This is a genomic window from Alcanivorax sediminis, assembly GCF_009601165.1.
Lineage (GTDB): Bacteria > Pseudomonadota > Gammaproteobacteria > Pseudomonadales > Alcanivoracaceae > Alcanivorax > Alcanivorax sediminis.
The window spans coordinates 731,067-757,176 of the sequence record NZ_WIRE01000001.1 but is presented as its reverse complement, the minus strand read 5'-3'; the positions used below and the strand labels follow the sequence as shown (position 1 = coordinate 757,176).

Genomic DNA, 26,110 nt, shown 5'->3' with positions numbered 1-26,110 from the left:
AAGGCTCGGATCGCCATGCAAGCATGAGCTCCTACAGCGGCTACGTTTTTGAGGCACAAAAAACCCGGCCTGCTGACCGGGTTTTTGCGTGCTACATGAAGCGTGTTGCGTGCAGCGTCTATTTCTTCAGCTTCGCTTCGATTTCATCCACGCTGATGTGGCGCACATCCTTGCCTTCCACCAGGTAAATCACCTGCTCGCCGATGTTGCGGGCGTGGTCACCAATACGCTCAAGCGCACGCAGGGACCAAATGATGTTGAGCACCCGCGAAATGGCGCGGGGGTCTTCCATCATGAAGGTCACCAGTGAGCGCATGGCGCTGCGGTATTCCAGATCCACTTCCTTGTCTTCCGCCGCCACTTCCAGTGCCTTCTTGGCATCGAAGCGAGCAAAGGCATCAAGGGTATCGCGCAGCATGTTGCGCACGTGGTTACCGATATGCCGCACTTCCACGTAGCCACGGGGAGACTCACCCTCTTCCGCCAGCTGCAGGCCCATGCGGGCAATCTTGGCGGACTCGTCACCGATGCGCTCCAGATCGGATACCGCCTTGGTCACGGCGATGATCAAACGCAGATCGGAAGCGGCCGGTTGACGCAGGGCCAGCACCTTGGTGCATTCCTCGTCGATGAGCATTTCCAGCTTGTCGACCTTGTCTTCCGTTTCCAACACTTTTTCTGCCAGCGCGGAGTCGGCTTGCAGCAGGGACTGGAGGGCATCCACCACCTGTTTCTCCACCAGGCCACCCATTTCCATCAGGTTGTTGCGGATGGATTCCAGCGCTTCGTTGAACTGGGATGAGCTGTGCTCACCAAAATGCATGCGATCCATGGGGGTCTCCTTGTCCTTAACCGAAGCGGCCGGTGATGTAAGCTTCTGTCAGATCGTGCTCGGGCTTGGTGAACACGGTCTCAGTGTCATTCATTTCCACCAGACGACCCAGGTGGAAGTAGGCAGTGCGATTGGAAACCCGCGCGGCCTGTTGCATGGAGTGGGTCACGATGGCAATGGTGTATGACTCACTCAGCTCGGCAATCAGCTCTTCAATCTTGGCCGTAGCAATGGGATCGAGTGCAGAACAGGGCTCATCCATCAACACCACTTCCGGGCTTACCGCGATAGTGCGGGCAATACACAGACGCTGTTGCTGACCACCGGACAAACCGGTGCCCGGCGAATGCAGGCGGTCCTTCACTTCATCCCACAGACCCGCCTTGCGCAGACTGGTTTCCACGATCTCATCCAGATCATATTTTCTGTTGGCCAGGCCGTGGATGCGCGGCCCATAGGCCACGTTGTCATAAATGGATTTGGGAAACGGGTTGGGTTTCTGGAACACCATGCCGACACGGGCACGCAGCTCCACCACGTCCAGTTTGGGGTCGTAAAGATCCTGATCTTCCAGATGCAGGTTGCCCTTCACCTGACAGATGTCGATGGTGTCGTTCATGCGGTTCAGGCAACGCAGGAAGGTGGATTTACCACAGCCAGACGGGCCGATCAGTGCCACCACTTCGTTCTTGCCGATATCCAGACTGACACCGTGGATGGCCTGCTTTTCGCCGTAGAAAACGTCCACATCGCGCATGCGCATCTTGGGGTTTTCTACATAGGGGGTTCCCACGGTCTGATCCGGGTAGCGGGTAGTGTTGTCCATTGCCTGTTCACCTTCAATCTGGCTGGCCGGCATCTCGCTGCGCGGCGTCTTGTCGTCAATCTTTTGTGCAGTATCCATGATTCAAGTCCCGTTAACACTCATTGTTACCAGCGCCGCTCAAGGCGCTTGCGCAGGAACACCGCCAACGTATTCATGGCGATCAGGAACGTCAGCAGTACCATGATGGCGGCGGAAGTCAGCGCCACGAAGGACTGCTCCGGGCTATCTGCCCACAGGTAAATCTGAACCGGCAACACCGTGGCAGGATCCAGCGGCCCGGCGGGCACATCCACAATAAAGGCCACCATGCCAATCATCAGCAACGGGGCGGTTTCCCCCAGTGCCTGGGCCATACCGATGATGGCGCCGGTGAGCATGCCCGGCAGCGCCAACGGCAACACGTGGTGCAGCACGACCTGCATGTTGGAGGCACCCAACCCCATGGCCGCCTGACGAATGCTCGGGGGCACCGCCTTGATGGCGGCACGACTGGAAATAATGATGGTCGGCAAGGTCATCAGAGTGAGCACGATCCCGCCCACCAGCGGCACGGAGCGAGGCATCCCGAACAGACCGATGATCACCGCCAGGCCGAGCAGACCGAAGATAATGGAGGGCACCGCGGCCAGGTTGTTGATGTTGACCTCGATGAAGTCCGTGAACCTGTTCTTCGGTGCAAACTCTTCCAGATAGATCGCCGCTGCCACGCCGATGGGAAAACTCAACATCAACGTGACCAGCATGGTAAAGAAAGAGCCGGCGATGGCACCGCGAATCCCAGCCATTTCCGGCTCGCGGGAATCGCCATGGGTGAACAGGGACTGGTTCCACTGGAGCTCGAGCTTGTCCTCGGCTTCAAAAGTTTCAATCCAGGTTTTCTGGTTTTCGCTCAAACGCGACTCGAGACGATCATCGCTACCGGATTTGACGAATACATCCACATCATCATCCGCCAGCAACCACAGCGTGCGTGTCTGGCCCAGCAATTTTCGATCATCACGCAGCATGTCACGCAACTGGTAGCCTGCACCCGTGCTGACCAGGCCATAGAGCTCACGCTTTTCCTGGCGACCCTCGACTCCGGGAAATTTTTCTCGCAGGGCATTGCGGATCAGTCCGTCGTAGTTGGCATAATTCAGCTCTTCATCATCATTCACATCCATGATGTCCAGAGTGTCACGGTCGAACGTCACATCCATCTGCACATAACTTTCGAAGAAGGCGCTGTGCCCCTTGCCAATGATGTCGGTAAACAGCAGCACCAGCGCCATCAGACCAAAGCCGATGGCCGCCATGCCATAGGCCTTGAAGCGGCGCTCGGCGCGATAGCGTCGGGCCAGTGACTTGCGAACCTGTTCAGTGGTTTTGCTCATGGCAGATTCCCCTAGTCGTATTGCTCGCGGTATTTCTTCACGATGTGAAGCGCAACCACGTTCAGCAGCAGAGTGGTAATGAACAACATCAGGCCCAGAGCGAATGCTGCCAGCGTCTTGGCGCTGTCGAATTCCTGGTCACCGGTAAGCAGGGTCACGATCTGTACCGTCACCGTGGTCACCGCTTCCAGCGGGTTCACGGTCAGGTTGGCTGCCAGACCCGCCGCCATGACCACGATCATGGTTTCACCGATAGCCCGCGACGCAGCCAGCAGAATGCCGCCCATGATCCCCGGCAGGGCTGCCGGGAAAATGACTTTCTTGATGGTTTCAGAACGGGTGGCACCCAGCCCAAGCGACGCATCCCGCATGGCACCCGGCACGGCCGTGATCACATCATCCGCCAGAGAAGAAACGAAGGGGATGATCATGACCCCCATCACCAGCCCTGCCGCCAGCGCCGACTCCGACGCCACATTCAAACCAAGGGATTCACCGATCTGACGGATCACCGGCGCCACCGTCAAAGCAGCAAAGAAGCCATAGACCACCGTCGGCACCCCGGCCAGCACTTCCAGAGCCGGCTTGGCAAAGGAGCGTACTTTTGCCGGCGCATATTCCGCCAGATAGATGGCAGACATCAGACCCACCGGTACCGCCACCAACAGGGCGATGGCAGAAATGAGCAAGGTGCCCATAAACAGCGGAATGGCACCGAAGGCCCCTTCTGAGGCCACCTGGTCAGCACGCAAGGCCGTTTGCGGACTCCATTGCAGACCAAACAGGAATTCGGTGGCCGGCACCTTGCCGAAGAAGCGAATGGATTCAAACATCACCGACATGAGAATACCGACGGTGGTCAGAATCGCGATGGTGGCGCTAAGCATGAACATCGTCTGCAGCACTTTTTCAACCTGCTGACGGGCGCGCATCTGTGGAGAGATCTTCACCCAGCCCCAGGCGGTGCCCAGCATGGCCACCACAATCACCACAACAGCCACTGCCATGCTGTTCAGCGAACGCAGGTTATTCAGCTTTTCTGCCGCTGCCGCCACCGCCGCAGGCACTTCACTGGCCGCAATGGCGCCGCTGGCCACGTTGCCAATCTGGTTGAGCAGCAAGTTGGCCGACGATGCATCAGCAGGCAGACTGTCTGCCGGCAGACTGTCCATCACCATGATCCGAATCAGGGTGTCATCAAAAATCAGCCACGCACCCAGCACCGCCAGCGCAGGAATGGCACACCAGATGGCCGTGCGCATGGCGTAGTAGAACGGCAAGGAGTGCAGATGGCGGATGCCACCCAACGGCCGCGCCAGGGTAAAGGATCGGCGATGCCCCAGGTAATAGGCCCCCGCGATCATCACCACCAGTAGCAACAGCAGATTACCGGTTTCCATGGTGTTCTCCGATTAGGTTTCTCTCCAGTAAAGGCAACGAAAGTGACGAATCCCTTACTGCAAAAAAAATGTCATAAATTCAATTGTTGGTTAAAAAGCCCGGTGGCGAAATCGCCACCGGGCCAAAGCATCCTTGCTTGTTTTTCTCTTCCTGACTCAGTGCTTAGTGCAGACCTTCTTCGCCGGTCATGGACTTCAGGCTGCGGGCCTGGGCCATCATGTCCTTGCGCAGATCATCGCTCAGCGGAATCATGCCCTTCTCAGCCAGGTAACCTTCCTCGCCCCAGGCTTTCTCGCTGGTGAACTCTTTCACGTAACCCTTGATGCCCGGTACTACACCGACGTGGGCTTTCTTCACGTAGAAGTACAGGGAACGGGATACCGGGTAGTCGCCAGAAGCGATGCTGTCGAAGGTCGGCGCTACGCCACCTACGTTAGCGCCCTGTACCTTGCCACGGTTCTGATCCAGGAAGGAGAAACCGAATACACCGAAGGCGTCCGGGTTCTTCTCCAGCTTCTGAACGATCAGGTTGTCGTTCTCGCCAGCTTCTACATAGGCACCATCTTCACGGATGCTGCGACAGATTGCCTTGTACTTGGACTTGTCCTGCTTCTTCATGTCTTTCAGCCAGGAGAAAGTCTTGCAGCCACCTTCAATGGCCAGCTCGTTGAACGCGTCACGAGTACCGGAAGTGGGCGGCGGACCGAGAACCTCGATCTTGGTGTTCGGCAGGGCCGGGTTCACTTCTTTCCAGGTCTTGTAGGGGTTGGCTACCAGCTTCTCGCCACCCTTCGGATCCGGAACTTCCTTGGCCAGGGCCAGGAACAGATCACGCAGGGTAACATCCATGTGCTCGCCTTTGGCAGAGTTGGCGAACACGATGCCGTCGTAACCGACTACCACTTCAGTGATGTCCTTGACGCCATTTTCCTGGCACTGATCAAACTCGGACTTCTTCATGCGACGAGACGCATTGGTGATGTCCGGGTGCTGGGTGCCCACGCCGGCGCAAAACAGCTTCATGCCGCCGCCGGAACCAGTGGATTCGATTTTCGGGGTCGAGTTGTTGGAACCGCGACCAAAACGCTCAGCCACAGTGGTAGCGAACGGGTATACGGTAGAAGAACCCACGATGGAAATGTAATCACGGGTGTCGGCAGTGGCCGGAGCGCTGGCAAAGGCCAGAGCGGCAGCGACGCCAGCAAGAGTTGCTTTAATCTTGAAGTTCACAATAAGCCTCCAGGTTACACATGGAACCGGCGATGTTGATTATTGGATCCACCCCGGTTTTTTCTAACTGTAAATAGCCAGTTCATGTCTCAGCACGACGCATCCTAGAGAGGCAATGTGACAGCCACATTACAGGAAGCCGGGATTTCCGGTTTTTTCTCTCTCCCGGCACGCCATGATCCTTAGGCTGAAATCAGTCTGAAAGCCCCGTATAATGCGCCCTTTCGCGGATTTACCGGCAGCCTGAAGGGTGCCTGGAAAACTATGACAACAACATTATTACGCTGGCAGCGCAGGCTGACCGGCTTCACCACCCGCATCGGGCAGGCCTCCGCCTGGCTGGCCCTGCTGTTGGTACTGGGGATGGTACTGGTGGTGGCCCTTCGCTACGGCTTTGGCATCGGTAACATTGCCCTTCAGGAATCGCTGACCTATCTGCACGGCAGCCTGTTCATGCTCGCCATCGCCTATACGCTGGCCGAGGACGAGCATGTCCGCGTGGATGTGCTGTACCAGCGCTTTTCGCCACGGACCAAAGCCTGGATCAACCTGCTCGGCACCCTGTTCCTGCTGCTACCCATGTGTGCGGCGATCTTCTGGCTGTCACTGGACTATGTTGGGAGCAGCTGGCGCCAGCAGGAAGGCTCCGCCAATGGCGGCCTGCCCTTCGTCTATTTGCTCAAATCCCTGTTACTGGTGCTGCCAGCATTGCTCAGTATTCAGGCGCTGGCCGACGGCCTGCGGCAGTTGCTGGTATTGCTGGGCACCCAAGTGGACCAGCCCAGCAAGCATCCGGAGGACCATTTGTGATGGAGTGGATCCCCCTGCTGATGTTTGTCGTGGTCTGCCTGGTACTGCTCAGTGGTTACCCGGTGGCCTTCGCCCTGGGAGGGACCGCGCTGCTGTTTGCCGGTGCCGGCATGGCGCTGGGCGGCTTCAACCCGGCCGACCTCACCTTTGTCCCCAACCGCCTGTTCGGCATTATCGAGAACACCACCCTGATGGCCGTGCCATTGTTTGTGTTCATGGGGGTGATGCTGGAGAAGTCCCGGGTGGCCGAAAACCTGCTGTCGAGCATGGGCCGCCTGTTCGGCCCGCTGCCGGGCGGCATGGGCATTGCCATCATTCTGGTGGGCGCCCTGCTGGCCGCCAGCACCGGCATTGTGGGCGCCACCGTGGTGACCATGGGCCTGCTGTCCCTGCCCACCATGCTCAAACAGGGCTACCAGCCACAGCTCTCCACTGGCCTGATTTGCGCCACCGGTACCCTGGGCCAGATCATTCCCCCTTCCATCGCCCTGGTGCTACTGGGGGATGTGCTTGGCAACGCCTACCAGGAAGCCCAGCTCAAGCAGGGCCTGTGGTCGCTGGATACCGTGTCCGTGGGCGACCTGTTTGTCGGCGCCCTGATCCCCGGCCTGATGCTGGTCGGGCTGTATCTGCTTTATGTATTGGGGGTGAGCCTGTGGAAGCCGCATTTGGCGCCAGCCATGCCCACCGACCAGAACACCGCATCAGGCTGGGGCACCGTGCTCAAGGGGCTGGTTCCGCCGCTGCTACTGATTCTTGCTGTGCTGGGCTCTATTCTCACTGGCAAGGCCACCCCCACTGAGGCCGCCGGTGTCGGCGCATTCGGCGCCCTGCTGCTGGCAGCCTTCAACCGGCGCCTGAACCTGGCCATCCTGCAGGAAGTGGTGCGCTCCACCAGCCGGGTCACCGCCATGGTGTTCATGATCCTGATCGGTGCCAGCCTGTTTTCGTTGGTATTCCGGGGGTTTGGTGGCGAAGAGGCAGTACACCACCTGTTCGACGCCATGCCCGGCGGAGTGATCGGCGCCACCCTGATGGTCATGCTGCTGATTTTTCTGCTTGGCTTTATCCTCGACTTTATCGAGATCACCTTTGTGGTGGTGCCGATTGTCGGACCGGTACTCCTCGCCATGGGGCTCGACCCGGTATGGTTGGGGGTAATGCTGGCCCTGAACTTGCAGACATCGTTTCTGACGCCTCCCTTCGGTTTCGCGCTGTTCTATTTGCGCGGCGTCGCGCCAGCGGAGGTCCAGACCGGCCAGATTTATCAGGGTGTAGTGCCGTTTATCTTGATACAACTGCTGATGCTGGCCATATTGGCTATGTTCCCGGCACTGGCAACCTGGCTACCTGAACAGCTGTACGGCTAACGTCAGCCTGACAATTACGGATAATAAAGATGACTAATCATACTGACGACTCACCGCAACCGATTGGCGAACTGGCCATCCAGACCATCGCCATGCCCCAGGACTCCAACTGGAATGGCGATATCTTTGGTGGCTGGCTGGTGTCTCAGATGGATCTGGCCGGCGCAGTCACTGCTCGCAAGAAAGCCCGTGGCCGGGTAGCTACGGTTGCCATTGATTCCATGGCCTTTCTGCGCCCCGTACCGATCGGTGCCGTGGTCAGCTGCTACACCCAGCTGCAAGACATCGGACGCAGCTCCATGCAGATTCTGGTGGAAGTATGGATTCGTGAGGATACCGGCACCCTGTCGAAAGTGACCGAAGGGCATTTCACCTTTGTCGCGATTGATGACACCGGGCGCACCCGGGCGGTACCGCGGGACTAGTTTCAAAATCAGTTTCGAGTGTCGAGAAGCGAGTTTCGAAAATCTGAACACCGCCCCATAACGATGGGGGTTTTCGCAACTCGAAACTCGTCACTCGCTTCTGTAACCCTTACCTCGCCTGCGTCTATCAGCCTTCCAGCTCACTACGCACATTCAGGTAGGGCTGCTCTGCCACGCCCATATACTGAACGGATTCATCACGGAATTTGCGGTAGGACTCGTACACCTTGCGGGCGTCCTTGTTGTCCGCCACCAGTGCTTCTACCACCTCGTCGCTTGCCACCTTCAATGCCTTGAGTACATCGTCAGGCAAACGACGCAATTTCACCCCGTGCTTGCCGATCAGCTCATTGAGCGCAGCATTGTTGCGTGCGGTGTATTCATCAAGCATATCCTGGTTTTCGGACTGGGCCGCATAGCGAATAATCGCCTGCAGGTCCGCCGGCAGGCTGTCCCACACCTGCTTGTTGATGGTCAGTTCCAGGGTAGGGCCCGGCTCCTGCCAGCCCGGGTAGTAGTAGTACTCGGCTACGCGATGCAGGCCAAAGGTCAGATCGTTGTAAGGCCCAACCCAGTCGGCGGCATCAATGGCACCCGTCTGCAGGGAAGTGAACACTTCCGCACCGGGCAGCTGCACTGGTGTCGCACCGACCTTGGCCAACACTTCACCCGCCAGGCCCGGCATACGCATCTTCAGCCCTTTCATGTCTTCGATGCTGTTGATTTCCTTGTTGAACCAGCCAGCCATCTGGGTGCCCGTATTGCCACAGGCAAACGGTTTCAGGTTGAACTGGGCATAGAGATCATCCCACAGCTCCTGGCCGCCACCGTGGTGCAGCCAGCCGTTCATTTCCTGGGCGGTCAGACCAAACGGCACCGCGGTGAAAAACGGAGTAGCCGGGTGCTTGCCCTTCCAGTAGTAGGCCGCGCCATGGCCCATCTCTGCGCTACCCTGCCGGACGGCATCGAACACCTCGAAGGCCGGCACCAGTTCTTTGGCCCCGTAGACCTTGATCCTGATACGCCCGGCAGACATCTCTTCCACCCGCTTGGCAAAACGGTTGGCACCGGCACCCAGGCCCGGGTAGTTCTTCGGCCAGGTGGTCACCATCTTCCATTCATAGGTTTGCGGAACCGGCTTCTTGTTGTCCGGCTCAACGCTGCCCTGCTGACCGTCCGCCGGAGGGCAATCTTTCTGTTCGCAACCGGCCAGTGCCAGCCCGCCCAGCCCCAGTCCCAGGGCAGAAACGAATTTACGACGATCCAATTTTTCTTCCTCCGATAAAGGGCGGCAGTGATCTGCCGCTTTCGGGTTATTTGTTGTGGCCTGACAATACTGGCGTCAGGCATCCAGCGTCCTGCTTCAGGCGGGCCGAAGGCCCTATATCACTTCCAGACGCGCGTACTGGCTGACCAGCCATTTGGTACCCGCACCATCAAAATTGATCTGCAGCCGCGCATTGGGGCCCTGGCCCTCAAAGTGCAGCACGGTGCCCTCCCCGAATTTGGGATGCAGCACCCGGGCGCCCAGCACGATACCGTTGGATTCGGTTTCCCGGATCGGCTTGGCCGCGCCGCCCATGGGACGGCTGTAGCCGGCACGGGCGCGGATCTCTTCCATGGCGTCTGCGGGTATCTCGCGCAAGAAACGGCTGGGCGGGTTGTAATTCTCGTTACCGTACAGGCGCCGGCTTTCCGCGTGGGTCAGGTACAGCTCGCGCATGGCACGAGTCAGGCCCACATAGCAGAGACGGCGCTCTTCAGCGAGGCCGCTCGGGTCTTCACTGGAGCGCTGGTGAGGGAACAGCCCCTCCTCCATGCCACAGATAAAGACTACCGGGAATTCCAGCCCCTTGGCGGAGTGCAGGGTCATCATCTGCACCGCATCCTCATGGGCATCGGCCTGACCTTCACCAGACTCCAGGGCCGCATGATCAAGGAAGGCCGTGAGGGAGTCCATTTCGGAATCTTCGTCTTCTTCACCAAACTCGCGGGTAGCCGAAACCAGCTCGCGAAGGTTTTCCTGACGCTGCTGGCCTTTCTCGCCTTTTTCCTTGCCGTGGAAGGCCACCAGGCCACTGGCCTCGATGACGTGTTCGGCCGTCTCACCCAGATTCAGCCCTTCACATTGCTGCGCCAGCTGCTCAACCAGATTAAGGAACAACGCCAAGGCATTGATGGCACGAGCAGTCAGCAACTGCTCACTAACAATGGCCTGTCCCGCGTCCCAGAGGGAGCAGCGGCGCGCCTGGGCCACCTCGCGCAGGGTTTCCAGGGTCTTGTTGCCGATCCCGCGGGTGGGGGTATTGACTGCCCGCTCAAAAGCGGCATCCGCATGACGATTGCTGATCAGGCGCAGGTAGGCCAGCGCGTTCTTGATCTCGAGTCGCTCGAAGAAGCGTTGGCCGCCATAAATACGGTAGGGAATCCCGGCTTGCAGGAAGGCTTCTTCCAGCACACGGGACTGGGCATTGGAGCGATACAGCACCGCCATCTCGCTACGCGCCGTACCTTCCTGGAACAGCTTGTCCACGCGCCCGGCAATGAAGCGGGCTTCATCCACTTCATTGAATCCGGAGTACAGCCGGATGGGGTCACCATCACCGCCCTCGGTCCACAGCTCCTTGCCAAGACGATCGCTGTTGTTGTCGATCACCGCATTGGCGGCCTTGAGAATGGTGCCGGTGGAGCGGTAATTCTGCTCCAGGCGGATGGTGCGGGTGTCCGGGAAGTCGCGGCTGAACTTGTGAATATTCTCGATCTTGGCGCCACGCCAGCCATAAATGGACTGGTCATCGTCGCCAACGATGGTCACGGCGTTGTCTTCATAGGCCAGCAGCCGCAGCCAGGCGTACTGGATGCTGTTGGTATCCTGGAACTCGTCGACCAGGATATGCCGGAAGCGGCGCTGATAGTGGCCACGCAGACTGTCGTTATCGCGGAACAGTTCCAGCACCCGCAACAGCATTTCGTTGAAGTCCACCAAGCCACCGCGCTCGCAGGCTTCTTCGTAGCCGTAGTAGATCTTCTGCATGGTCTGGACAAACAGGTCGCCATTGGCATCCATATGCCTGGCGCGCAGACCTTCGTCCTTCTGACTGTTAATGAACCAGGTGGCCTGGCGCGCCGGCCAGCGCTGCTCATCCAGCCCCAGCTCCTTGATCACCCGTTTGACCAGTCGCTGCTGGTCATCGGCGTCGATGATCTCGAAACCCTGAGGCAAGCCGGCCTCCTGCCAGTGAGAACGCAGCAGGCGGTGGGCAATGCTGTGGAAGGTACCCACCCACATGCCTTCGGCCGACATATCCAGCAGCTGCTCGATCCGCCCGCGCATCTCGGCCGCCGCCTTGTTGGTAAAAGTTACCGCCAGAATGCCAAACGGCGAGGCCTGCTCGGTGGCAATCTGCCAGGCGATGCGGTGCACCAGTACCCGGGTCTTGCCCGAGCCTGCACCGGCCAGCACCAGCAAATGGCGATCATCGGCTGCCACCGCATCGCGCTGGGCCGGGTTCAAACCATCTATAAGGGAAGTCACGTCATCCATGGCGCGGCAGTTTAGCAGAATGTAGCCCGCGAGGACTCCTCAATCCCACCGGTAGCAATCTCTATACAGACTGACCGATAAAGGCTGTTCCCCTCTCTCATCCCTGTCGGTACACTGATAAACAAAAACACTCGGCCAAAAGGCCAGAGGATAATAATCAAGGTGTCTTTGCAGTCTCCGAGCAACCGCGCGTCCGCCCCGTTCAAGGGCATCCTCACTGAACAATGTCAGTTATTGTTCAGCGGTATCCTCGTGCTTTTTGTGCTGGAATCCATCAGCGCGGTCGTGCTGGGCAGTTTCTACTGGAACAGCCCGGTCCCCCGCTCCATGTTGCTGGGCTGGATCACCGTCATGGGCCTGGTTCAGATTGCACGGGTTCCCCTGCTGATTCTGGCCCGTCGCAAAATGGCACGGGACGAGATCAACGCCAGCTGCCGAACAGCACTCTCTGCCCTGGCCCTGACCACCCCACTGATCCTGGGTATCGCCGGCTACATTTTCAATCCGCTGGAGCTGCTGTTCCGCCCTGACATGCTCAGCACTCAGCTGCTGGTCGCCTGTATCGGTCTTGGCCTGAGCACCCTGGCACTGGCTGCCTACAGCAGCCATTTCCCCACCGTTTTCCTCTATCTGGCCATGCTACTGGGCCCGACCATGGTGCGTCTGTCCCAAACCCAGACCGATAGCGAGTTGTCCCTGCTGGTATTGATGCTGGTGCTAGGCCTGTTCTTCCTGCTGGCCGCCCGCCGCATTCATAACACCGGCCACCAGGCCATGATGCTGCAGGCCAGCAACCGTTCCCTGATCGACTATCTGAACCGGGCCCGCAGCGACGCCGAGTCACTGAATGAGAAGCTGGCTCAGGAGATTTACGAAAGAAAGGAAGCCCGGCAGCGCCTCCAGGAAACCAACGAGCGACTGGAAACCATGGTGGCCGAGCGGACCCAGGCGCTGGAAGAAACCAACCAGGCGCTGGGTGCCACCAGCGAACGGCTGGAGCTGGCACTGGAAGCCAGCAACATTGGTCTGTGGGACTGGATGCTGGATACCGGCCGCAATTACCACACCAATTTCGATCGCCTGCTGGGCTACGACAGCGCCTACTTCAAGAACTTCTTCGGCGACCTGGAAACCCTGGTTCATCCGGATGACTTGACCCGGGTACGCCGCGCCATGGTCTCGCACTTCAAAGGCGACAGTGACCGTTATCATGCGGTTTACCGGCTGCGTCATGCCGACGGCGACTGGCGCTGGATTGAGGATGACGGCCGCGTGGTGCGCTGGTCTGAAAAAGGCCGCGCCACCCGCATGATCGGTACCCGCCGCGACATTACCGAAGACCGCCAGGCCCAGGAACAGCAACGACTCGCCGCTACCGTGTTTGAGAATGCCCCGGAAGGGATCTTTATTCTCGATCACAAGTTCCGCTTCCTGGCTGTCAACGCCCGCTTCGAACAGATCACCGGCTATTCCGAGTCCATGGTGCTCAGCAAGCAGGTGCTTGATCACGACGAAACCCACCCTAACCGTGAAACCTACGTTGGCATCACCAACGCTCTGAAAGAGAGCGGTTTCTGGGAAGGGGAAATCAGCGAAAAACGCCGCAACGGCGAAGCTTTCCCTGAATGGCTTCAGATCAGTGCGGTACGGGACGAACAGAAGCGGGTGATCCGCTATGTGGGCATGATTTCGGATCTGACCACCCGCAAGGAAACCGAACAACAGCTGCAGTTCCTGTCCAACTACGATCGTCTCACCGGGCTGGCCAATCGCTCCCAGTTCCGCGAACACCTGCACAAGTCGCTCACCCTGGCTCGCCTCAATCGGGAAAAGGTGGCGCTGCTGATGATCGACCTGGACCGCTTCAAGCCCATCAATGAATCCCTTGGCCACGAAATCGGTGACCGCCTGCTCAAGGCCGCCGCCGAACGCCTCAGCCACTTTGCCGGCGAAGAAGAACATCTGGCCCGGGTAGGCGGCGACGAATTCACCCTGCTGGTGGAGAAGTACACCAGCGAGGCCGCCATCAGCCAGCTCTGTCAGAAGCTCATTAATGCCATGAAAAAGCCGTTCCATATCGACGGCCACGAGCTGCTGCTGGGGGCCAGTATCGGCATCAGCGTATTCCCGGACAGCGCCAAGGAAGCGCAGAGCATGATCAACCAGTCCGACATGGCGGTGTATCAGGCCAAGCGCAGCGGCGGCAACAACTTCCAGTTCTACCGCGGCAACATGCGCGTGGCCTCGGTGGAACAACTGGCGCTGGAAACCAGCCTGCGCAAGGCCATCTTCAAGAACGAGTTCGTGGTCTATTACCAGCCGAAGATGGAACTGGCCAACAACCGCATTACCTCTGTGGAAGCCCTGGTGCGCTGGCAACACCCGACCATGGGCCTGATCCCGCCATCTGAATTCATCCCGCTGGCCGAGGAAACCGGGTTGATCTCTGCCATCGGTGAGCTGGTACTGGAACGTTCCTGCCGTCACGCTCACAAATGGTACAAACAGGGACTCGGCGACATCACCGTGTCGGTGAACCTGTCTGCCCACCAGTTCCGCAAGGGCAACGTGGCCGAGATCGTCGACCGCGTCCTGTCCAGCACCGAGCTGCCACCGCAGCTGCTGGAACTGGAGCTCACGGAAAGTCTGATCATGGAAGACATGGAGCAGAACATCGAAATGCTCCAGCAGCTGCGCAAGCGCGGCATTGAACTGGCGCTGGACGATTTCGGTACCGGCTATTCGTCCCTGAGCTACCTGAAACGCTTCCCGGTAGACACTCTCAAGATCGACCGCTCGTTCATCATGGATCTGGACAAGAACCCCGACGATGCCGCCATCACCCGCGCCATCATCGACATGGCTCACAGCCTGCAGATGAATGTAGTCGCCGAAGGCGTGGAAACCGAAGAGCACCTCGCCATCCTGCGCAGCATGGCCTGCGATACCATCCAGGGTTTCCTGATCAGCAAACCCGTGCCGGAAGAAGAGCTGGTGCAACTGCTGCACACGCAGGCGTATAGACAGGCGATAGACAGTTAACAATTAACCGTGAATAGTGAACAGCGGCGCGTTCAGCGCCAGCTGTTACTGAAAGCAAAGAGGCCGCGTCCATAGTCTGGACGCGGCCTCTTGCGTTTGCGAACCCTGCGCAACATCACCGCGCGCTGTTCACTGTTAACTATTCACTGTTCACTCAAAAGCTGGAGCGTCTCCTCCGCCTCAAAGAACCCGCTGAGGTGACGTCGCAACCAGGCCTCGAGCAACCCTTCCTTGCGCAGTTTCTCGATGATCGGCGGCCCAAAGCGACGGGCATCATCCAGCATCATGGCGCGGCTGACGCCCAGCTCGTGGAGAAGCTCAGTCAGTGAGGTCTCGCCATACTTGTCAAAGAACGCATTCACTCCGGATTCCAGCAGACTGTTGAAATAGTCGGTATGACGCAGCTCCCGCCAGTATTCGAAGCCAATGACGAACAGTTCCTGAATATCCTCACTGCTGAGCAGCTCGCGTAGCTCTGCCACTGGGCGCTGGGCGAAATCCTGCCAGCCCACCAGAACCAGTTCACGCAACTCATCCAGGTTTTCATCGCGGTATAGCCAGGGATCGCTGAGTAGCTGTTCGGTGCGCCGCAACAGCCATTCCTGCATGCGCGTGTCGAGACTATTGACCCAGCGATCAGGCAGACGACGAGCCAACTGATCACGCAGGGCCACCGGCATGCCCTGATGCAGCAGGGTCTTCAGGCCCATCTGCGCCCCTCCCGCCAGCAACGCCAGTAATACCGGGTTTCGACCCAGCCAGGCCATTCCCTGACGGGAAAGCGGAATTTCCAGCACCTTGTCCAGCAGGGCCATGACCACATCCTCATCGACCACATCGCCCACCAGCCGTTCGCTGTCCACGGCCTGCTGGTAAAACTCCTCCACCATGTCGCCTACCAGCTCGGGAATGGCCCCGCTGATATCCATTTCAATGGCGTACTTGCGCGCCGTTTGCTGAATCTGCAAAGGCGTGACCCAGGCATTAAGGGTGTAGTCCGATGCCTTGTCCAGCAGGAAGTCCAGTTCCGACTCGAGAAAGCCATCCAGCTGTTCCGGTGCCATGCGCGCCAGCAGGTATTCAACCAGACCGTCCAGCAGGCGGTTCGCTGTATCGCGGGGAGATGTCGTCATTTATGTCAGTCCTGAAAGAAAAAGTCCTTGATGCCGATCTTGGCCATTGTATCATTGAGCGATGTAACAGTATTGGAGGTACGCAATTATGGCGCTATCCATTCTACCTATTCGTCGCAATCTGAAGTTCAACCTGAACCCGGCAAAGGCGCTTACCTGGCACAAGGACGGGCTCAATGTCAGCCAGTTCCTGAACACCATGAGCCTGTTTTTCCCGGTCGGTGAACGCTTCTTTATCGACAGCGTACGCAAATACCGTGACCAGATCACGGATCCAGACCTGCAAAAGGCCGTCACCGCCTTTATCGGCCAGGAGGCCATGCATGGCCGTGAACACGACGAGTACAACAACTTCGTCGCCGACGCCGGCATTCCACTCCATGCCCAGGAAGCCTTTGTCGCCCGTCTGCTTCAGGCTGTTCAGGACTATACCCCGGATGCCTTCCAGCTGGCAGCAACGGTAGCGCTGGAGCACCTGACGGCCATCCTCGGTGGTGGCCTGCTGGATCTGCCCGAGATCATGGAAGGGTCAGACGAGGGCTACAAGGCTATCTGGAACTGGCATGCGCTGGAAGAAACCGAGCATAAGGCGGTGGCCTTCGACGTGTATACCACCGTGATTGGCGATGACAGCAATCTAGGCGCTTATGCCCTTCGCACCAGCACCCTGGTTGCTGCCACCGGCATCTTCTTTGCGCTGATGATCCCCTTCTACCTGCATAACGTGCGCATCAAGGGTGGCCTGTTTGATTTCAAGGGCTGGCGAGCCGTGGCCAGACACACCTGGGGGCGCAAGGGCATCTTCCTGAACATCACCAAGCCCTGGTTCGACTGGTTCAAGCCCGGCTTCCACCCGTGGGACCACGATAACCGCGAGCAGCTGGAGAACTTCGAGAAACTGCTCGGCAACATCCTCCGGGATGCGGCTTAAGCGTTCTAATCACCTAGCTTTCCCTTTTCTACGGTGATTCTTGGGCCGGCACTGTGTGCCGGCCCTTTTTTTGGAGCTACGAGCTGCAAGCCTCAAGCTACAACGCGCAGATGGCTCGGAGAGTGGCTGAAAAGGGGGGGCCCCGCGCTGATACCTGGAGGTTGTAACTATGGCTGCGGCGCGGCTAGGGCGTTTGATGGGTGGCTTCGGATCACTGTTCGTGTTGTAACTTGTAGCTTGCAGCTCCGAAGCTGTTGACCTTTACATTGGCCAATGTAATGATCTGGCAACTCAAATAACAACCCGGAGGCGTCATGACCGCATTCTGGACTCCGGACCAGCAAGCGCTGGCCCCCTACCTTGAGGCGAAAAGTCTCGCCGAGAAATGCTTACAGATTATCGCCGCGGCCCTGCAGCCGGGCATGAGCGAAGCTGACTGCCAACTGCTGATTCGGGACTGGCTGCGCGCCCATCGCGTGTTTGATCCTGCTCGTCCACCTCGGGTTCGTTTCTCCGGCGGCCCAGCCCGCCGTCGCTTTGGCCTGAACAGACCCGGAAAGCGGCGTTACCGGCCCGGCATGAGCTATATACTCCAGTGCGATGCAGTGCTAAGCGGCTATGCCGCCAAAGCCTGCCTCAATGGCCCGGACGGCCACAGCCAGCTGGCACCCCTTCAGCAACAGCTGAGCGCCTGGCAGCAGGCCTTGCCCTTGGCACTGGCCCGGGGCGAGACACCGCAACAGGTGGCCGAGCAATTCCCGGCCATCCGTCAGCAGTATCGTCTGGCCCCCATTACCGGCAACTTGCCGGAAGGCAATCGCATCGGCGAAGGCCCCCTGATTCCTGGTCTGTGGCAGTGGCAATTCAGCCTCAACCAGTCAGGCCATGGGGTGGCCGGCAGCGAATTTCTGATCGTGGATGACCTGGGACCACGCTGGCTGAACGAAGCCACCAACGCCCTGGTGATCGACACCCATACCCTGACACAGTAACCAGGAACAAAGAGGCCCGGCATGGTGCAATGGCGCGACAGCAAGGTAAACCGCAACGGCGTAGAGCTGGCAGTGCGAACCTGGAGCGAAAACAAGAGCCCCAGCGTGGTACTGGTCCACGGCTACCCGGACGCCAATCATGTCTGGGAAAAAGTGGCAGAGCGGCTCAGCCAGAACTTTAAAGTGGTCGCCTATGACGTGCGTGGCGCCGGGCAGTCTTCTGTTCCCAAAGGGCGGGCCGCCTACAAGCTCCGAGAGCTGCGTAACGACCTGCACGCCGTGCTGGACGCCACCTGCCCCGGCGAGAAAGTCCACCTGGTCGCCCACGATTGGGGCTCCATACAGACCTGGGAATCGGTTACCGACCCCGGCGCCGAAGAGCGCATTGCCTCCTACACCACCCTCTCCGGCCCTTGCCTGGACCATGTTGGCCAGTGGATGAAGCGCAACCTCAAGGACAACCCGGCCGCCGTACTCAACCAGCTGACTCACTCCTGGTACATCATGGCCTTCCAGCTGCCTGTGCTGGCACCAACCCTGTGGAAAGCCGGGCTCGCCAAGGCCTGGCCCAATGTGCTCAAGCGCACCGAAAAACTGGTCAGCGAATCCAGCCCCACCCAGCTGAAGGACGGGGTGCACGGCATCGAGTTGTATCGGGCCAACATGTTGCCCTGTCTGCTCAAACCCCGTGAACGCTTTACCAGGGTCCCGGTGCAATTGATCGTGGCCCGCCAGGACAACTACGTGCGCCCCGCCATGCTGGAAGATCTGCCGAATTGGACCGACCAATTGTGGCGTCGTGAGCTGGATACTGGCCACTGGGGGCCACTGCTTCAGCACCCGGAGATTACCGCCCGCTGGATTCGCGAATTTATCCAGCATATTGAAGGCGCACCGGCCAGCGGCCCCCTCAAACGTGCCAAGGTCAACCCGGACCAGAAACGTGGCCCTGACAGCGGCAAAGTGGTGGTGATCACCGGTGCCGGCTCCGGCATCGGCCGTGAAACCGCCCTGGCCTTTGGTCGCCGTGGCGCCCTGGTACTGTGTACCGACATCAACACCGACGCCGCCGCCCGTACCGCCAACACCATTGTGGCAGAAGGTGGTGAGGCACTAAGCCGCAAATGCGACGTCAGCAACACCCGCTCCATGGAAACCCTGGCCGCCTATGTGGAAAAGGAACTGGGCGCGCCGGATATCGTCGTCAACAACGCGGGCATTGGCCTGTCCGGTTCCCTGCTGGATACCAGTGTGCAGGACTGGCAGCAGGTGCTAGGCGTGAATCTGTGGGGCGTCATCCACGGTTCCCGCCTGTTCGCCCGCCAGATGGTGGATCAGGCCAAGGCCGGGCACATCGTCAACGTGGCTTCCGCCGCAGCCTTCCTGCCCTCACGAATGCTGCCCGCCTATGCCACCAGCAAAAGCGCAGTGCTGATGTTCAGTGAGTGCCTGCGCGCCGAGCTGGCCGATCAGGGCATCGGCGTCAGCGCCATCTGCCCCGGCATCATTGATACCGGCATCGCCGGCAGCACCCGTTTTGTGGGCGTTGATAACGAGGAGCAGCAGCGTCGCCGGGAGCATGCCAACAGCCTCTATCAGCGTCGTGCCTTTACGCCGGACCGGGTCGCTGCCGCCATTATCAGTGCGGTGGAAAACAACCGCGCGGTGGTTCCCGTCAGCCCGGAAGCCTGGGGCATGCAGTGGCTCGGCCGCTTCACCCCCAGTCTGGCGCGCAATCTGGCGCAGGTGGAAATCACGCCCTAGAAGAGAGGCGCAACTCATAACTCGCTTTACGCAACGCGCAAGCCGCCCCCGGAACTCAACAGCCGGAAAATCGCGGTCGAACGACAATTCCTGCAGCGCCACCAGCGCGGACACAGGCAAGTGAAGGCCACCGCCCAGCCTTGTCCGCGTTGTTGCGTGATGCGTGATGCGTGTAGCGTGTTGCGTTTCGCGTTCTAGCGCCTGTGCAAAAACCGGGCTATCATCGCAGCCATGAAAACCAGTGACCGTAACCCCGCAGCAATCCTGCGCAGCCTGAAGAAATACTCCCAGCCTGACGCAGAGGAAGCCCCGGCAGAAGCCGGTAATCACAAGGAATACACCATTGACGAACTGGCTCGCGAGGGCGGTTCGACAGTGCGTAATGTGCGCGCCTACCAGGACCGCGGCATTTTGCCGTCCCCGGAAAAACGTGGTCGCACCGGTATCTACACCGACGTCCATCTGGCCCGCCTGAAAATTATCGGCGCCCTGCTGGAACGGGGCTATACCCTCAACAATATCCGCGATCTGCTCAGTGCCTGGGAACAGGGCCGCGAGCTCAACGATATTTTGGGTCTGGAAGTCGCGGTCACCACCTGGCAAACCCCCAGTGTGCCCTCCTACCTGGACTACCAGGACCTGCTCAACGACTTCGGCGAAGACATCACCCCGGAAGTGATGACCAAGGCGGTGAAGCTGGGCTACATCATTCCCGAAGGCATGCGCCTGCGTATTCCCTACCCGCGCATCTATAACGCCGGCAAGGAACTGAGCGAAGCCGGGGTACCTCTCGATGCCGTCCTCACCCATGTGACCCTGGTCCGTGAGGAAGTGGACAAGCTGGCCGAGCGTTTCATCGGCATGATCATCCATCACCTGGTGGACGAAAAGTACGGCGACGAAGCCCTGCCGGAAGGCGAAGACGTGCCCAAGCTGGCCGATTTCATTACCCGCATTCGTCCCCTGGCCGATGCCGTGGTCAGCGACGAACTGGGCCGGGTGCTCGAAAAGAGCATCAACAAGATCCTTGTCGATCGCCTTGCCAACGTGCTGGCGCATATCGAGAAGAACGGCTGAGAAATCAGTCGCGAGATACGAGTAACGAGTTTCGAAGATCAAAGCCCATTCTTCCCAGGCCAGGTTTTCGCTTCTCGTTACTCGCAACTCGGAACTCTTGTTGCTCCCTCGATGGCAGCCGTGCCTTGCCCGGACTATTACCCGTTTTTATTGCCCCCCATCCACCCCATTCATTTGTCTAATGCGCCCATCGGCGTTAGCGTTTCTCCTTTGAATAAAAAATATTTCGGGAGAGCTACGCATGCGCGCGATTCTGTGCAAGGAACTGGGGCCGGCTGACAAGCTGGTGGTGGAAGACATTGCCTCCCCCGAGCCCGGCAAGGGCCAGGTAAAGATCAAGGTCAAAGCCGCGGGGCTGAACTTTCCGGACACCCTGATCATTGAGGGCAAGTATCAGATCAAACCCGAGCTGCCGTTTTCTCCCGGCGGAGAAATGGCCGGTGAAGTCATTGCCGTGGGTGAAGGGGTGAAACGCTATCAGCCCGGCCAGCGTGTCATGGGCCTCACTGGCTACGGCGCCTTTGCGGAAGAAATTCTGGCCCCGGAAAGCAACCTGATCCCGGTGCCCGATGGCATGGACGATCACACCGCCGCCGCTTTCTCCATGGTGTACGGCACCAGCTATCACGCCCTTAAACAGCGCGCCAACATCCAGCCCGGCGAAACCCTGCTGGTACTGGGCGCCAGCGGCGGTGTAGGACTCGCCGCCGTGGAGCTTGGCAAAGCCATGGGTGCCACCGTGATTGCCGCCGCCAGCAGCGCAGAGAAACTGGCGGTGGCCAAAGAGGCCGGCGCCGATGATCTGATCAACTACGTCGAGGAAGACCTGAAGGATGCCCTCAAGCAGCGTTACCCCAAAGGCGTGGATGTGATCTATGACCCGGTGGGTGACAAGTTCACCGAAGCGGCGCTGCGCAACATGGCCTGGAACGGTCGCCTGCTGATCGTTGGTTTCGCCGCCGGGGACATTCCGAAAATCCCCGCCAACCTGGCATTGCTGAAAGGCTGTTCCATTGTCGGCGTGTTCTGGGGAGCCTTCACCCAGCAGGAACCACAGGCCAACATCCAGAACATCATGGAACTGTTCCAGTTGTTTGGTCAGGGCAAGATCAAGCCCCGCATCAGTCAGGTGTTCCCGTTCGAAGAATATGAGCAGGCACTGGCTGCGCTGACCTCGCGCACGGCCAAGGGCAAGGTGGTGCTGGAAGTGAGCGGCGACTAAGACGTCACAGACCATCAAGGTGACAGCCTGCTGGCGAGGTAGAGAAGCGAGTTTCGGGTTGCGAAGAGCAAAAGCACTAACCTCTGCTCCTCGGAGGCGGTTGCCTTTAGAAACTCGCTACTCGTAACTGGCCTCAGACCCCGCTGTCACCCGGACCGCCATGCAAATACGGGTTATTCGCGGCGCTCACCCTTGGGTTAAAACGGTTTTGGTATCGGCTCTTGGCGTCAGGCATCCCGCGTCAGGCGGCCGCGAAGCGGCCAAAAAATGCCCCTTCATCCCCAATATGGGTGATGCGGCCCTTGTCCCCTCCCCCTATAAATAGCCAACACAGAAATATGCATAGCCACAGGTGCAAACCTTGGCAGGGGGAAACCATGTCTCGGCCGTCTTCATTTTCTCGCTACTTACTCGCCGCCAGCACCAGCCTCTGGCTTGCCAGCCCCGCTGCAGTCGCCGCTCCGGGAGATCCGGATACGACGTTTGGGGTCGGCGGCCTGGTACTGCACACCCCGGGAAGCCAGACACTCAACATCACCACCACGCCTGACACGGTGATTGAGCTCAGTGACGGCAAACTGCTGGTAGCTGGTTACAGCGAGAACGGCCAGGAAGTTAACGGCTTTGCCGATACCGACATCCTGCTGGCCCGCTACCTCCCTGACGGTCAGCTGGATACCAGCTTCGGCCACCAGGGCATTGTCACCAACGCCACCTCCAGCGCCCTGAGCCAGGTCACAGGGATGCTGGAGCTGGCCGACGGCAAGCTACTGGTGTTTGGCGTGCATTCCGAGGTCAGCGCCTACCGCAAGGGCATGGTGGTCCGTTATCTCCCCGATGGTCGCCTGGACACCAGCTTCGCCAACGGCGGTGTGCTCACCCTGGATCTCGGCAGTCTCGGTGACCAGGTCAATGCGGCCATCCAGCAAGCCGACGGGAAGATTGTGATTGCGGGTTCCGGCAACAACGGCGCAGGCACGGATTTCGCGCTGGCCAGAATCCATGACAACGGCAGCCTGGATACCAGCTTTGGTACCAATGGGGTCGTGATCACCGATGCCGGTAACGGTGAGGTGGCCCAGGCTCTGATCGAGCAGAATGGCAAGCTGGTGGCCGTCGGCTCGGGCGGCAGCGGCATTATCATCATGCGCTATCTGGCCGATGGCAGTCTCGACACCACGCTGGATGGCGACGGCATCGTCGATCTGGATGTGGGCAGCGGGCTGGACAGTGGCATGAGCGCCTTTGCCCTCAGCAATGGTCAACTGCTGGTGGGTGGCGTGACGGGTAACACCACTTCATCCCTGCTGCGCTTTAACGACGATGGTTCGCTGGACCAGAACTATGCCCTTCTTGGTATTCATAACCTTTCCGGTCAGTCCGGCGTCGTCGCACTACGCGGCCTTGCCAACGGCAAGATTGTCGCCCTGAGCCGCAACAGCCGTACCGCCCAGCTCAATGCGGATGGCACCCTGGACACCGGCTTCGCCAGCAACGGTGAAACCGGCACGCTGAGTTATATGCTGGAAGGCAAGGATATCATCGAGCTGATGGATGGCCGTCGTGTGGTCATTGGCAGAACCTCTGCAGGCGAGATTGTCATGGCCCGCAGCCTGAGCGACGGCGTACTCGACGACAGCTTTGATGGTGACAGCGGCAGCGGCGACGGCATCGTGATCAACCAGCCAAGACGGCTTGGCCTTTTCAACATCGTTCGCACGGTGTTATCACAACCGGATGGCAAGACCATTGCCGTTGGCTACGCCAACAACAATAGTGACAACGACATCATCCTGAGTCGCTACCTCGCCAACGGCCAACTGGACAACAATTTCGGCAATAACGGGGTGTCCACCCTGTCTGGAAACGGTACCAACGACATTGCAACGCATGCCATCTGGCAAGGCGACAAAATTCTGGTGGCCGGCAAATTTGGCAGCTTTGCAGTTGTTGCCAGGCTGAACAACGATGGTTCGCTCGACACCAGTTTTGGCAGCAATGGCATTCGGCAAGTGACCGCACCCACCAGCACGACCCTTTCACAACTTCATTTACTGGATGATGGCCGCATTCTTGCGGCGGGAGAATGGAAAGACAATGCAGACAGTGATTTCTATGCAGTGATGCTTTCCGCCGATGGCGCACTCGATAGCAGTTTCGGCGGCACCGGAACCATGAGATACCCACTGTCCGGCCAGGAGTATGCAAAAGGAGCGATCGCTGCGGGCAACCAGTTCATGTTGTTTGGGCGGACTCGCACCAGTTTCTCCTCTTCTTATGTCACGGTAGCTCTGCGCCTCAACAGTAATGGCTCTGTGGACGACACCTTCGGCAACAATGGAAGAATTTCCCTGGGTAGTGCAAACATCTCGCAGGTCATTACTGACCACAACGGTAAAGCACTCATTGCCGGTGATATTAACGGGGACATGCACGTCATGCGGCTCAATGCAGACGGCAGCAAGGACCTGAATTTTGGCAACTATGGCGCCGCAAGCATCGACATCAACGGACTGCCGTCTTCCAGTCGCAGCATTGTCGAGCAGGCCGACGGAAAGATTGTACTCGCCGGCGAAACCAACAACGGCAGTGCATCCAACTTTGTCATGGCAAGACTCGATACTAACGGTACACCCGATGCTTCCTTTGCCGACAACGGGATACTGGAGGTTGATCTCAAGGGTCAGGAACAATTCATGTCCGTTACTGAGCAGACCGACGGCAAGCTGATTGCAGGGGGACATGCCAACGGTCAGCGCCAGTTCGCCCTGCTGCGTGTGGAGGGCCTGCTCGACAGTGACGACGACGGCACACCGGATATTAACGATGCCTTCCCCAATGACCCGACCGAAACCACCGACACCGACAACGATGGCACAGGAAATAACAGCGATGCCTTTATCGACAACAATGCCGCCGCCGTGGATAACGATGGTGATGGCCTGCCCGACAGCTGGAACCCGGATTGCGATATCAGCTGCCAGGAAAATTCCGGCCTGACACTGGACCCATCGCTCAATGATTTTGACAACGACGGCCTGATCGACAGCGAAGACAACGACAACGGTAGCGACAACTATCCACCCACCGTCATCGCGCCGCCCGCGATTCGTGTTGATGCCACCGGCAGCACCACCGAGGTGTTCCTGGAACTGAACGGCAGCGCCAGCGCCAACGACCTGGTGGATGGCCCACTGACAGCGGTACCGGTCGGAGGCAACAGCACCGTAGAACTGGCCCCCGGTCGCCACCAGATTCTCTGGCAGGCCACCGATGCAGCCGGCAACACCGGCAGTGCCACACAGCAGGTGGACATCGTGCCGCTGGTGAGTTTTGAAACAGAAAGTCAGATGAGTGGCGAAGGTAATGTTGTCACCGTTACCGTCACACTCAACGGCAACGCGCCGGAATATCCGGTGGTGATTCCACTGGAAGTTTCCGACCTGTCTACCGCAACACCTGGCAATGATTACAGCGCCATCCAGGCCACGATTGTGATCAACGAAGAGGACGAGCCAGCCAACCAGGGCAGCCTCACTTTCACCACCACTGACGATGGTGTCGGCGAATACGATGAAACCGTCATCCTCGATCTGGTGGAAGACAACGGCACGGACACACTGGAGAACGCCGTGATCGATGACACCCTGTTGCGGCACACGGTCACCATCACCGAGCTCAATGTGGCTCCGACGCTGACCTCGCTCACCGTAAGCCAGGGAGACGACAGCTACGAGATGCCGGCAGGCACACCGACAATCTATGATCGCTTCCGCGAAGATGGGCTGGTCACGCTCACCGCCAACCTGACCGACCCCAACCCGCAAGATAGCCATACCTTCGAGTGGATCATCAACGAGGTCGTGCAACCGGAAACCGGGGCCACCCTGCTCATCGATCCGGAGCTGTACGCCAACGGCGAATACCTGCTGTCTGTCACCGTCACCGACAATGGCAACCCGCCCCTGAGCAGCGAACCATTACAAGGTGGCGTCAACCTGCTCAACACCCCAGCGCCCTACGGCAATAACAGCGGCGGTGGTGGTGGAGGCGGTGGCGGCAGCCTGGGGGGCTGGCTGCTCCTGCTTGCCGCCATCGGCGGGTGGTGCCGCAGCAAATTGGGCTAGCGGGCTTTCCA

Annotated in this window: 18 protein-coding genes; 10 read left to right on the top strand and 8 right to left on the bottom strand. The window is 59.0% G+C overall.

What is annotated here, in order from left to right:
* Nucleotides 1-118: 118 nt before the first annotated feature.
* The 5 genes from phoU to GFN93_RS03205 all read right to left on the bottom strand — a co-directional run bounded on the left by phoU (nucleotide 119) and on the right by GFN93_RS03205 (nucleotide 5,662).
* Entirely contained in the window at nucleotides 119-832 is a 714-nt protein-coding gene (phoU, locus tag GFN93_RS03225) for a phosphate signaling complex protein PhoU (protein ID WP_153498970.1), read from the bottom strand.
* 16 nt (nucleotides 833-848) lie between these two features.
* Complete coding sequence (gene pstB / locus GFN93_RS03220; protein WP_235901915.1) at nucleotides 849-1,691, bottom strand: phosphate ABC transporter ATP-binding protein PstB; 843 nt, start codon at nucleotides 1,689-1,691, stop codon at nucleotides 849-851.
* 71 nt (nucleotides 1,692-1,762) lie between these two features.
* Nucleotides 1,763-3,031: a phosphate ABC transporter permease PstA gene (gene pstA / locus GFN93_RS03215; protein ID WP_153498968.1), complete on the bottom strand. Its 1,269-nt coding sequence runs from the start codon at nucleotides 3,029-3,031 to the stop codon at nucleotides 1,763-1,765.
* An 11-nt stretch (nucleotides 3,032-3,042) separates the two neighbouring features.
* Nucleotides 3,043-4,431: a phosphate ABC transporter permease subunit PstC gene (gene pstC, locus GFN93_RS03210; RefSeq protein ID WP_153498967.1), complete on the bottom strand. Its 1,389-nt coding sequence runs from the start codon at nucleotides 4,429-4,431 to the stop codon at nucleotides 3,043-3,045.
* A 163-nt stretch (nucleotides 4,432-4,594) separates the two neighbouring features.
* Nucleotides 4,595-5,662: a PstS family phosphate ABC transporter substrate-binding protein gene (locus GFN93_RS03205; RefSeq protein WP_328594191.1), complete on the bottom strand. Its 1,068-nt coding sequence runs from the start codon at nucleotides 5,660-5,662 to the stop codon at nucleotides 4,595-4,597.
* A gap of 264 nt (nucleotides 5,663-5,926) precedes the next feature.
* Between GFN93_RS03205 and GFN93_RS03200 the strand changes: the two genes are divergently transcribed.
* From GFN93_RS03200 to GFN93_RS03190, 3 genes are read left to right on the top strand one after another with little or no spacing between them, the layout of a single operon-like run.
* Nucleotides 5,927-6,472, top strand: coding sequence for a TRAP transporter small permease subunit (locus tag GFN93_RS03200; RefSeq protein ID WP_153498966.1), 546 nt, complete (start codon nucleotides 5,927-5,929; stop codon nucleotides 6,470-6,472).
* Nucleotides 6,472-7,842: a TRAP transporter large permease gene (locus tag GFN93_RS03195; RefSeq protein ID WP_153501796.1), complete on the top strand. Its 1,371-nt coding sequence runs from the start codon at nucleotides 6,472-6,474 to the stop codon at nucleotides 7,840-7,842. Before GFN93_RS03200 ends, GFN93_RS03195 begins: the two co-directional genes overlap by 1 nt.
* 29 nt (nucleotides 7,843-7,871) lie before the next feature.
* Nucleotides 7,872-8,267, top strand: a complete 396-nt coding sequence (locus tag GFN93_RS03190) for an acyl-CoA thioesterase (RefSeq protein ID WP_153498965.1) — start codon at nucleotides 7,872-7,874, stop codon at nucleotides 8,265-8,267.
* Nucleotides 8,268-8,394: 127 nt separating this feature from the next.
* Here the strand turns inward: GFN93_RS03190 and GFN93_RS03185 are convergent, their stop codons facing one another.
* The gene (locus GFN93_RS03185) at nucleotides 8,395-9,534 is read right to left on the bottom strand and encodes a TRAP transporter substrate-binding protein (RefSeq protein ID WP_153498964.1); all 1,140 of its coding nucleotides are present in this window, start codon (nucleotides 9,532-9,534) and stop codon (nucleotides 8,395-8,397) included.
* A gap of 114 nt (nucleotides 9,535-9,648) precedes the next feature.
* Nucleotides 9,649-11,811 carry a DNA helicase II gene (gene uvrD / locus GFN93_RS03180; protein WP_153498963.1) on the bottom strand — a complete coding sequence of 721 codons (2,163 nt, stop codon included), beginning with the start codon at nucleotides 11,809-11,811 and terminating at the stop codon, nucleotides 9,649-9,651.
* A gap of 162 nt (nucleotides 11,812-11,973) precedes the next feature.
* Between uvrD and GFN93_RS03175 the strand changes: the two genes are divergently transcribed.
* On the top strand, nucleotides 11,974-14,853 hold the full coding sequence (locus tag GFN93_RS03175) for an EAL domain-containing protein (protein WP_328594189.1): 2,880 nt from the start codon (nucleotides 11,974-11,976) through the stop codon (nucleotides 14,851-14,853).
* Nucleotides 14,854-14,996: 143 nt separating this feature from the next.
* On the opposite strand, the gene GFN93_RS03170 is transcribed toward GFN93_RS03175, so the two are convergent.
* Nucleotides 14,997-15,986 (bottom strand): hypothetical protein, encoded by a 990-nt coding sequence (locus GFN93_RS03170; RefSeq protein WP_153498962.1) that lies wholly within the window; start codon nucleotides 15,984-15,986, stop codon nucleotides 14,997-14,999.
* A gap of 88 nt (nucleotides 15,987-16,074) precedes the next feature.
* On the opposite strand from GFN93_RS03170, the gene GFN93_RS03165 reads away from it, so the two are divergent.
* The 6 genes from GFN93_RS03165 (at nucleotide 16,075) to GFN93_RS03140 (ending at nucleotide 26,099) form a co-directional block, all read left to right on the top strand.
* On the top strand, nucleotides 16,075-16,917 hold the full coding sequence (locus GFN93_RS03165; RefSeq protein ID WP_153498961.1) for a metal-dependent hydrolase: 843 nt from the start codon (nucleotides 16,075-16,077) through the stop codon (nucleotides 16,915-16,917).
* 314 nt (nucleotides 16,918-17,231) lie between these two features.
* Nucleotides 17,232-17,909 carry a M24 family metallopeptidase gene (locus tag GFN93_RS03160; protein WP_153498960.1) on the top strand — a complete coding sequence of 226 codons (678 nt, stop codon included), beginning with the start codon at nucleotides 17,232-17,234 and terminating at the stop codon, nucleotides 17,907-17,909.
* Nucleotides 17,910-17,930: 21 nt separating this feature from the next.
* Complete coding sequence (locus GFN93_RS03155) at nucleotides 17,931-19,673, top strand: SDR family oxidoreductase (protein WP_153498959.1); 1,743 nt, start codon at nucleotides 17,931-17,933, stop codon at nucleotides 19,671-19,673.
* Between the two features lie 231 nt (nucleotides 19,674-19,904).
* On the top strand, nucleotides 19,905-20,750 hold the full coding sequence (locus tag GFN93_RS03150; RefSeq protein ID WP_153498958.1) for a MerR family transcriptional regulator: 846 nt from the start codon (nucleotides 19,905-19,907) through the stop codon (nucleotides 20,748-20,750).
* A gap of 241 nt (nucleotides 20,751-20,991) precedes the next feature.
* Nucleotides 20,992-21,972, top strand: a complete 981-nt coding sequence (locus GFN93_RS03145) for an NADPH:quinone oxidoreductase family protein (protein ID WP_153498957.1) — start codon at nucleotides 20,992-20,994, stop codon at nucleotides 21,970-21,972.
* A gap of 377 nt (nucleotides 21,973-22,349) precedes the next feature.
* Nucleotides 22,350-26,099, top strand: a complete 3,750-nt coding sequence (locus tag GFN93_RS03140) for a Calx-beta domain-containing protein (protein ID WP_194285737.1) — start codon at nucleotides 22,350-22,352, stop codon at nucleotides 26,097-26,099.
* Nucleotides 26,100-26,110: the final 11 nt, after the last annotated feature.